Origin of the sequence: Microcystis sp. LEGE 08355 (assembly GCF_015207185.1) — a bacterium.
Taxonomy (GTDB): domain Bacteria; phylum Cyanobacteriota; class Cyanobacteriia; order Cyanobacteriales; family Microcystaceae; genus Microcystis; species Microcystis panniformis.
Genome location: NZ_JADEXI010000136.1, coordinates 1 through 9,500 on the forward strand (window position 1 = coordinate 1; position 9,500 = coordinate 9,500).

Consider the following 9,500-nt stretch of genomic DNA (forward strand, 5'->3'; position numbering starts at 1 on the left):
GTCGGAACCCCCTAAGCCGAGTTTTCAAGGTGCTGCGCCGTCCACTTGGTTTTCGAGACTGGCCTTTTAATTCTAACGTAAAGCCAACCTAGAACGGCGGGGTTTCAGACCCAAAATTTCCGATGAACGTAGGTTGGGTTGAAGCATGAAACCCAACGCCCGATTATGTTACGCTACCGCTAACCCATCCTACAAATAATTGTGCCTCCCTACTTATATCAGGGATCAAGAAAAGTCGTCGTTCTACGACGGGGTTTTAAACCCAAATTTTCGATAATCTCGATCGCAGCAGCCTTGCTCTAGCCTACTGGACTTAGATAGTGCAAAATTACTATCGTAAACGTTTTAAGCGTTCTTGGAGAATTTGGGCTTGTTTTTCGGCCTCCGCTAAAGCTTGCTTCGTTTTTTGGATTAAAGCTTCTGGAGCTTTTTCGACGAAGCTAGGTTTATTCAAGCGATCGCTCAAACTCTTGATTTCCCCTTCTACTTTAGCTAAATTTTTCGCTAATTTCCCAGCCAATACCGATATCTCAACCAATCCGGACAGGGGGATGAGGATTTCTACCGTAGCGACAACACCAGCGATCGCTTGATTGACTTCCTCGGTTAATTTGGCCGTCAAAATTAAGTTTTCGATCTTGGCCAAGTCCTTTAAGTACACTTGTCCGCGTTGCAAAATAGCTAATTCTTGACTGTTTTCTGTCTGTAAAATTGCCGTGATCGTTGCCCCCGGTTTAATCCCCGCTTCGGCCCGCAAATTACGCAACACCCGAATACTTTCTATTAATAACTCAAAAGTATTTTCTAAGTCTAGATCGATCAGAGAACTATCAGCTATTGGATAGGTTTCTAAAGCTAAAACCTGCTGATTTTCTTGGGTTAAATGATGCCAAATTTCTTCGGTAATATGGGGCATAAACGGATGTAATAATTTTAATGTCCCTGCCAAGATAAAAGCCAAAGTTTGCCGGGCCGTGGCACAGGAAACCGATTCTTTATCCTTCCATAAACGAGTTTTCACTAACTCGATATACCAATCACAGAAATCGCGCCAGATAAATTCGTATAGACCTTTTGCCGCTTCTCCCATGCCATAATTTTCTAGATGATCTCTAGTTTTTTGCACTGTTTGATGATAACGAGATAAAATCCAGCGATCGGCTAATTCTAAATTTTCTAAAGCTGGTTCTCCCAATTCTTCTGGGGTTTTTCCCTCCAGATTCATCATGACAAAACGGGAAGCATTCCAAATTTTATTGGCAAAATTTCGGGCAGCTTCTACGGATTCCGATTCATCGGTTTTACGGTTGTATTGCAGACTGATATCCTGTCCTGCTCCTGCCACTTCTCGGATTAAAGTATATCTTAAAGCATCGGTTCCATATTTATCAATTAAAATTAGGGGATCGATGCCGTTATTGGCAGATTTAGACATCTTTTTGCCGTTTTCATCCCTAACTAAACCGTGAATATAGACATCTTTAAAAGGCATTTGTCCCGTAAAATAGCCCGCCATCATCGTCATTCTGGCCACCCAGAAAAAGATAATATCAAAACCGGTGACGAGGGTTGTGGTGGGATAATAGGTGTCTAGATCAAGGGTTTTTTCTGGCCATCCCATAGTCGAAAATGGCCACAATCCCGAGGAGAACCAAGTATCTAAAACATCGGGGTCTTGTTGAATAATTATATCCTCTCCATACTCTTGTTTGGCCTTGGCTAAAGCGGAGGTTTCATCCCAGGCAACGACGAAGGGAGTATGATTAGTAATTTCGTTATTAGTTTCACTGATAACATACCAAGCGGGAATTTGATGACCCCACCATAGTTGTCGAGAAATACACCAATCTTTTAGTTTAACTAACCAATCACGATAAACTTTTGTCCATCTTTCTGGCACAAAACGGGGCGAGTTTTCCTGATCTAAACAGGTTAAAGCTTTTGTGGCCAAAGGTTCAATTTTAACGAACCATTGGGTAGATAAAAGGGGTTCCACGGGAACTTTACCTCGATCGCTATAGGGGACGCTATGGCGATAGGCTTCAATCTTAACTAAAAAGCCGTCTTCATCGAGTTTTTTAACGACATTTTTGCGGGCAACAAAACGATCTTGACCTGCGAATATTCCGGCATTTTCGTTTAAACTGCCGTCTAAATTCATGATATTAATAAAGGCTAAATTATGGCGTTTACCCATCTCAAAATCTTTGGGATCGTGGGCCGGCGTAACTTTGACGCAACCGGTACCGAATTGGGGATCCACTAATTCATCGGCAATAATCGGGATTTCTCGCCCCATTATCGGTAAAGTGACGGTTTTGCCGATTAAATGGCGATAACGGGGGTCTTGCGGGTTGACAGCGACACCAGTATCACCGAGCATGGTTTCGGGCCTTGTGGTGGCTACTTGAAGATAACCGCTACCATCGCTAAGAGGATAGCGAAAATACCAGAGATTTCCCTCAATATCCTTGTTTTCCACCTCTAAATCGGAAACGGCCGACCGGGATTCGGGACACCAGTTAACTAAGTATTGACCGCGATAGATTAATCCGTCTTCATAGAGTTTGATAAAAGCAGTACGGACAGCATGGGAAAGTCCCTCGTCCATGGTGAAACGTTCCCGCGTCCAATCGACGGATACCCCCAAGCGTCGCAGTTGATTAACAATGGTACTACCGGACTCCTCTTTCCATTGCCAAGCGCGTTCGAGGAATTTTTCCCTTCCTAGTTGATAACGGTCGGTTTTTTCGGCTTTTAATTGGCGATCGAGTATGGCTTGTACTGCAATACTAGCGTGATCCGTACCTGGCAGCCAGAGGGTATTTTTGCCGGTCATGCGCTTGTAGCGAACAATTGTATCAATTAAGGCACTCTCGAAAGCGTGACCCATGTGGAGACTACCGGTAACATTGGGAGGGGGGATGACTATACAGTAGGTTTCGCCGCCTTTTTCGGGGTTTGCTGTAAATATTTCTTGATTTTCCCAATATTGCTGCCATTTCGTTTCTGTGATCTTGGGATCGTATTGCTTCGATAGTTCCGAGGTCATGATGGGGGGATTCTACAATTCTTAGTTCTTTGTCAATTGTCCCACATTTGGGAGAGATCAAATTCCTGTTTAGTTGCCAGCTAAAAATTTTCAAGAGTCCTATTAAGATAGCTGTTAAGCTGTTAAGTATTTAAATTGCTTGTTGAGATTAGGCAAGGGGCAACCCCCCCGATGTCGGGGGGCAAGGGGGGGGAGATTCAGCTAATCTAAGGATAAGCGGTTAAAATGCGTCTTAGCTTATCTTTTGTTCGGCTAAACATAGCTAATTTATGGTAATTCTTTTGCATCTCACCAGTATAATAATTGCTATAATCAATTGAGGGAGTCGATCAATAAGTGGGTAGGTATTAAAAACTTTCAGATGCCCCCCTTATTAAGGGTAGGGTTGATTCATGAATCAACCCTACTTAATAAGGGGGAGATCGGCACCCCCCTTATCAAGGGGGGCAGGGGGGATCGAACCTAAAATCCATTTTTAATTTAATTATAACCAGCTACTTAAATTATGACTATAGCAACAGATAAAAGTACCTATAGCTTTGCCGAATATTTACAACTAGAGGAAACGGCAGCCTATAAAAATGAGTATCAAGATGGGGAAATCGTACCGATGACAGGAGGCACTACCGATCATAATAAAATTGCAGGTAATTTTTACTTTTATTTACGCCTAAAGTTACCCCAGTCTAACTATAAAATATTTATCGGTGATGTGAAATTATGGATAGCGCAATATCGTCAAGCAACCTATCCCGATGTGATGCTAATTGAGGGAGAACCGATTTATTATGAAACTGGCAAGACAACTGTTACCAATCCCAGATTAATAGTAGAAGTCCTCTCAAAATCAACTCAAAATTATGACCAGGGCGATAAATTTCTTTATTATCGTTCGCTGCCGGAATTGCAAGAATATATTCTCATTAGTCAAAGTCGTCCATATATCATGCAGTATAACAAAACTGAAGAAAATAAATGGTTATTAACGGAATACGAGGGCGAAAATGCCAGTTTATCTTTAACTTCTGTCAATTTTGCTCTCAGTTTTCAGGAAATTTACGAAGGAGTTACTTTTAATATAAGTAGCTGGTTATAATTAAATTTAAAATGGATTTTAGGTTCGATCCCCCCTTAGTCCTAGGGTTGATTCATAGTAGGGTTGATTCATAGTAGGGTTGATTCATGAATCAACCCTACCTTAATAAGGGTGGTGTCTGATAATTTTTAACGCCTACCTACTTAGGGCTTGCTGAATAAATCTAAAAACCTTGTTGGATAAGACTTTTGGACTTTTTTCCCCTCAAAAAGTACCAGATATGGGAGTGATCAGGGGGAAATTCAGGGACTTTTTCCCTGAAAATTAGGTAATTGACCCCCTCAAAATCGGTAAAACCCCACACCCCACACCCCACACCCTACACCCTGCCCCTAGGAAAAACTTTTTCAGCAGACCCTACTTATTTAACGATTTGCCTTGAATTTTCGTTTTTTTGCCAGTATTCTCGCCAAGGAAGTTCAGAAATCTATCTCTATAGGCTCAATTTCGCCGCTAAAGCGATCGCTACTGGGAAAATGCGATGTTCTTGCACTTGAATGCGTTCGTGGAGACTGGCCGCGGTATCATCCGGGAGAATGGGAACCACTGCTTGCATTAAAATTGGGCCACTATCTACCTCCGCGCGAGCGATATGCACAGTACATCCGGTCACTTTTACCCCTGCCGCTAAAGCTTGTTCCACGGCACGCACACCCTTAAAACTGGGTAGTAAACTAGGATGGATATTGATCACGCGATCGGGAAAAGCATCCAGTAACACTGGGGTGACAATTCGCATCCAGCCCGCCATAATTACCCATTTTACGCCGTATTCTTGGAAAGTTTCGACTATTGCCCGATCGAGTTCTTCTCTGGGTTTAAATTGACGATGATCGAGGAAAACCGCAGGTATATTGTAGTGAGCGGCTTTTTCTTTTACCTTGGCATCGGGATTATTGTAGATGAGGACAGAAATCCGGGCATTTAGCTGTTTTTTAGCGATCGCTGCTGCCAAAACAGCAAAATTGGAACCACTACCAGAAGCCATCACTCCTAAAGAGAGGGTTTCCTCTAGGGGAATATCGGCCAAACTAAGATCGGGAGAAATTAAACTTGGGGAAATTGTCATCATATTTTATAACCGAGTTCGAGTGCATTGCAAAAGCTATTGAGGCGATTCAGCAAAGCATTATAGTAAGAATAAGCATCATCTCGTTCCTCTTGGAGATAGGCATACAAGGTTAGCTCAGGCTCTGAAGCTAGGTGATTTTTAGGGATATCGAAACCGACTTCCGTTAGGCGCGTCGATGCGATCGCAACTAGCAACGCCCCAATGGTATTGGACTCCCCATTGTGAAGATCCCTCAGTCCGGGTAAGATGATCTGGGCCCCTGGCAACTCATTGAGATTCATGATTGTTTCTCCTCTGGTGGATATTCAAAACGTTCAATAAAGTTCTCGACTCTGCTTCTCAGCACATCAGGGTTAAGGGAGGGGAATCGAAAAAATCCCCATACCCCTATCTCCCTTATCCCCGTTGTTTCAAACCGGTTTCAATAGCGGCAATTACTGTTTCTATGACTTTAACGCGGGCGAAATACTTGTCATTTGCCGCCACAATCGTCCAGGGGGCGACGGGGGTGCTAGTGCGGGCTACCATGTGATTAACTGCCACATGATAGAGGGGCTGTTTTTCCCTATTGCGCCAATCTTCATCGGTGAGTTTATGTTGACGATAGGGGTTAGTTTGGCGCTCGTTGAAACGATTTAACTGTTCCTCGGGGCTAATATGTAACCAGAATTTGACTAAAACACAGCCTGAATGGGTTAATTGTGCTTCAAATTCGTTAATTTCTTGATATGCCCGTCGCCACTCCATATCTTTAGCGAATCCTTCCACTCTCTCCACCAAAATCCGTCCATACCAACTGCGATCGAATATACCGATAGTTTTGGCTGCGGGTAATTTGCGCCAGAAGCGCCAGAGATAATGATAGCGGTGTTCTTCCTCCGTCGGGGCAGCAAAGGCAATCACTTGATAACTGCGAGGATCGAGGGTATCGGTTAAGCGTTTGATCGCACCTCCCTTACCGGCGGCATCCCACCCCTCAAAGAGGACTAAAACGGGAATATTTGCCTGAAAAATCTCTAATTGCAGCTTTCTTAATTCTACCTGTGCCTGACGCAAACGGATTTTATAGTCTTCTTTTTCCAATTTGGCACTTAAGTCCACTCTCCCCAGATAATCGGGTTCCGTGGGCAGTAATTGGGCTTGGGGTGGTAGATTGGCAGGAGGTTCGATCGGTAATTGGCGCTGATCCAAAGCTTGAGCGATCGTACCGACTAATTGGGAGAGAACTTTTACCCGGGCCCAACGTTGACAGTTGCCCTCCACCAATGTCCAAGGAGCGGCCCCCGTGCTAGTGTAGGTAATCATTTCCTCGGCTAAACTGGCATACTCATCATAACGTTTGGCCTGTTGCCAATCTTCCGGACGCACGCGCCAAGATTCTAGTTCATTTTCGGCGTATTCTTTGATGCGTGACTTTAATTCCTTTTGACTGAGGTGAATCCAGAATTTAGCGATCGCAACCCGATCATCAAATAATTGTCGCTCAAAGGTGTTGATATCGCGCATGACTAGAGGAATCTGGGAGGAGGGCAATTTGTTTAAGAGTCGATCCTCTAGTAGATGGGTGTACCAACTGTGATAAAAAATGCCGATACTGCCTTTTGCTGGCAGTTTTTGCCAAAATCGCCACAAAAACGGGTAACTTTCCTCTTGGGGGGAAGGGGTTAAAATTGGATGGACGGTAAAACCGCGCGGATCCATATAGTTAACCATTTTTTTGACTAAAGTTCCCTTGCCTGCCGCCGCCCAACCTTCCAAAACCACCACCACGGGTAATTTACATTCCCAACAGGACTTCTGTAGCGATCGCAGTTGTTCCATTAAATCTTTAATTTGTGATTGATAAGTTTCCTTGTCAAGGGAAAGAGATAGATCGAGGGGACTTAACATAATGGTCAAATAAAAGCAAAATTAGGGTATAAAGTTATAGACAAGTCAATCTCAAATAGGTATGATCGCGTGTCTCAAGTTAAACCTACCATTCTCGTTACTGGCGGTGCGGGTTATATTGGTTCCCATGCAGTTCTAGCGCTCAAAAATGCCGGTTATTCCGTCATCGTACTCGATAACTTATCCTATGGTCACGCCGAAATCGTTAAGGATATATTAAAAGTTGAGTTAATTGTCGGTGATACCAGGGATCGATCACTGCTGGATAATTTGTTTGCTAGTCGTGATATTACCGCTGTCATGCACTTTGCCGCTTTTATTGCCGTGGGGGAATCGGTGCAGGAACCGGCTATTTACTATCAAAATAATGTTAGTGGGAGTCTGACTCTTTTGCAAGCGATGATCGCCGCTAATGTGAAGAAATTTGTTTTTTCTTCCACCTGTGCTATTTATGGAATGCCGAAAGAAATTCCGATGACGGAAAATCATCCTCATCATCCCCTCAGTCCCTACGCTGCCAGCAAGGAAATGGTGGAACAAATTCTTAGGGATTTTGATCGGGCCTACGGTTTAAAATCGGTGGCTTTCCGTTATTTTAATGCTTCAGGAGCGGATCCAAGTGGTTTATTAGGGGAAGATCACCAACCGGAAACCCATTTAATTCCCCTAGCTTTATTAACTGCCCTGAAAAAACGGGATTCCCTGTCAGTTTTCGGCACGGATTATGATACTCACGATGGTACTGCTGTTCGGGATTATATCCATGTTAATGATTTGGCACAGGCTCACGTTTTAGGCTTAGAATATCTCTTAAATGGGGGCAAAAGTAATGTGTTTAATTTGGGCAATGGTAACGGTTTTTCTGTGCGTGAAGTGATTGAAACAGCGCAAGCGGTAACTGGTTTAGATATTCCTGTCATCGAAAGTCCCAGAAGGGCAGGTGATGCCCCCATTTTAATCGGCAGTAGCGATAAAGCTAAACAGGTTCTCGGTTGGCATCCCCAATATGCCGATCTCAAGGTAATAGTTGAACACGCTTGGAATTGGCATCAACAAAGACACGCTTAACAGCGATCGAGTGCTAAACTTTAATCTTATAAGATTGAACAGTTATATCAGTCGATAACAGTAAAAAACGGCTAAGTAGGTAGGTGGAATTAAATATAAGATGAACCTAGAACGTAGGTTGGGCTTCGGCCGTGAGCTTTTGCCGAACGGTTGAAGCATGAAACCCAACGCCCGCATGGGTTACGCTACCGCTAACCCATCCTACAAATAATTGTGCCTCCCTACTTAGAGGCTGATAGTTTACCGCTATAAGCTTCCCTAGAATCCTCTCGAATACAATGCTATGAATAACAAAATAATCTTAATATTTATGGGCTTGACTTTTTTAGCAAGTTGTGCTGATAGTAAACAGTTTCAATGTCAAAAAATCTATCGGATTGCCAACGAAGTGGCCCAAGAAACCAAATCCTTAACCAACAGTCAAGGGAGAGAAATTGACCAAAAAAGTTGGCTATTAGCCGCCGATAAAATCGAACAGGCCGCAGAAAATATGAAAAAATTAGAAGTGAAGGATACCGAACTAGATCAATATAAAATCGCTTTCGCTCAAGTTTATGAAGATTATGCCACTGCCACTCGTGAAATAATTCAAGTTATCGAAACTCGCAATAAAAACGGGGCAAAATTAGCACAGGAAAAGGTCAGAAAAGCTGGCCAATTAGAAAAGGAAACTGGCGAAGCTTTTAATACCTATTGTCAAGCACAGTAAAGCAGTTATCAGTTATCAGTTATCAGTTATCAGTTATCAGTTAGAAGGTGTTGGGGTTTTGGGGTATTAGTTAAAATTTCCCCATTTCCCTATCTCCCCATCACCTCACTTCTGTACTTTAGGGTTTAATTGCGTACAAAGTGCCGACATTTTTACTGCGAGGCATCCGGGAGAAGATGATAAAACCGAAGTCTTGCAGATGTTTGACTAAAGCATCGGGACCTTTTTTATGCCATTCCATCATGATAATTTTAATCTGTCCTAATTGACCAGTTGCCGCTAAAGAATCGAGGATTTCGTATTCGGAACCTTCACAATCAATCTTGGCAACAATATCGCTATCGGGATAGTCAGAGGTAATACCTTTAAACACATCGGTGAAAGGTTTCAGAATTAAATCGGCTGTAGCGGTTTGTTTCGAGGCAAAAGGTTTTAATTGGTTGTCAATACCAGAAATACCAACACTACCTTTAACATTGTAATCGTATTCGACTTGAATAATTTCATCACGAGCGCCGACTCCATAATCAAAAGCTTTAATCTTCTCCGCTAGATTAGGATTGAGGGCAAAATTTCTGAAAGCTTGGTCGTAGGTAGCCTTAAAAGGTTCGTA

Annotated in this window: 8 protein-coding genes; 3 read left to right on the top strand and 5 right to left on the bottom strand. The window is 43.0% G+C overall.

Annotation, left to right across the window (positions count from 1 at the left end):
* Positions 1–331: 331 nt before the first annotated feature.
* The gene (locus tag IQ242_RS09285) at positions 332–3,052 is read right to left on the bottom strand and encodes a valine--tRNA ligase (RefSeq protein ID WP_193959766.1); all 2,721 of its coding nucleotides are present in this window, start codon (positions 3,050–3,052) and stop codon (positions 332–334) included.
* Between the two features lie 505 nt (positions 3,053–3,557).
* Here IQ242_RS09285 and IQ242_RS09290 point away from each other — a divergent pair.
* On the top strand, positions 3,558–4,148 hold the full coding sequence (locus IQ242_RS09290; RefSeq protein ID WP_193959767.1) for a Uma2 family endonuclease: 591 nt from the start codon (positions 3,558–3,560) through the stop codon (positions 4,146–4,148).
* A gap of 433 nt (positions 4,149–4,581) precedes the next feature.
* Here IQ242_RS09290 and purN read toward each other — a convergent pair whose 3' ends face one another.
* From purN to pap, 3 genes are all read right to left on the bottom strand, one after another.
* Positions 4,582–5,220: a phosphoribosylglycinamide formyltransferase gene (gene purN, locus IQ242_RS09295; protein WP_052276274.1), complete on the bottom strand. Its 639-nt coding sequence runs from the start codon at positions 5,218–5,220 to the stop codon at positions 4,582–4,584.
* Positions 5,217–5,501: a hypothetical protein gene (locus IQ242_RS09300; RefSeq protein ID WP_193959768.1), complete on the bottom strand. Its 285-nt coding sequence runs from the start codon at positions 5,499–5,501 to the stop codon at positions 5,217–5,219. The genes purN and IQ242_RS09300 overlap by 4 nt, the downstream gene beginning before the upstream one ends.
* A gap of 115 nt (positions 5,502–5,616) precedes the next feature.
* Positions 5,617–7,110: a polyphosphate:AMP phosphotransferase gene (gene pap, locus IQ242_RS09305; protein WP_193959769.1), complete on the bottom strand. Its 1,494-nt coding sequence runs from the start codon at positions 7,108–7,110 to the stop codon at positions 5,617–5,619.
* A gap of 69 nt (positions 7,111–7,179) precedes the next feature.
* Between pap and galE the strand changes: the two genes are divergently transcribed.
* Positions 7,180–8,178: a UDP-glucose 4-epimerase GalE gene (gene galE, locus IQ242_RS09310; RefSeq protein ID WP_193959770.1), complete on the top strand. Its 999-nt coding sequence runs from the start codon at positions 7,180–7,182 to the stop codon at positions 8,176–8,178.
* A gap of 283 nt (positions 8,179–8,461) precedes the next feature.
* Positions 8,462–8,887 carry a hypothetical protein gene (locus tag IQ242_RS09315; RefSeq protein ID WP_193959771.1) on the top strand — a complete coding sequence of 142 codons (426 nt, stop codon included), beginning with the start codon at positions 8,462–8,464 and terminating at the stop codon, positions 8,885–8,887.
* A 118-nt stretch (positions 8,888–9,005) separates the two neighbouring features.
* Here the strand turns inward: IQ242_RS09315 and IQ242_RS09320 are convergent.
* Positions 9,006–9,500 (bottom strand): FkbM family methyltransferase (locus tag IQ242_RS09320; protein WP_193959772.1); only part of this gene is annotated, 495 nt, incomplete at its 5' end.

Excerpts from the sequence above, each read along its gene's own strand:
- IQ242_RS09285 (WP_193959766.1), bottom strand. The coding sequence starts at position 3,052 with ATGACCTCGGAACTATCGAAGCAATACGATCCCAAGATCACAGAAACG.
- IQ242_RS09290 (WP_193959767.1), top strand. The coding sequence starts at position 3,558 with ATGACTATAGCAACAGATAAAAGTACCTATAGCTTTGCCGAATATTTA.
- purN (WP_052276274.1), bottom strand. The coding sequence starts at position 5,220 with ATGATGACAATTTCCCCAAGTTTAATTTCTCCCGATCTTAGTTTGGCC.
- IQ242_RS09300 (WP_193959768.1), bottom strand. The coding sequence starts at position 5,501 with ATGAATCTCAATGAGTTGCCAGGGGCCCAGATCATCTTACCCGGACTG.
- pap (WP_193959769.1), bottom strand. The coding sequence starts at position 7,110 with ATGTTAAGTCCCCTCGATCTATCTCTTTCCCTTGACAAGGAAACTTAT.
- IQ242_RS09315 (WP_193959771.1), top strand. The coding sequence starts at position 8,462 with ATGAATAACAAAATAATCTTAATATTTATGGGCTTGACTTTTTTAGCA.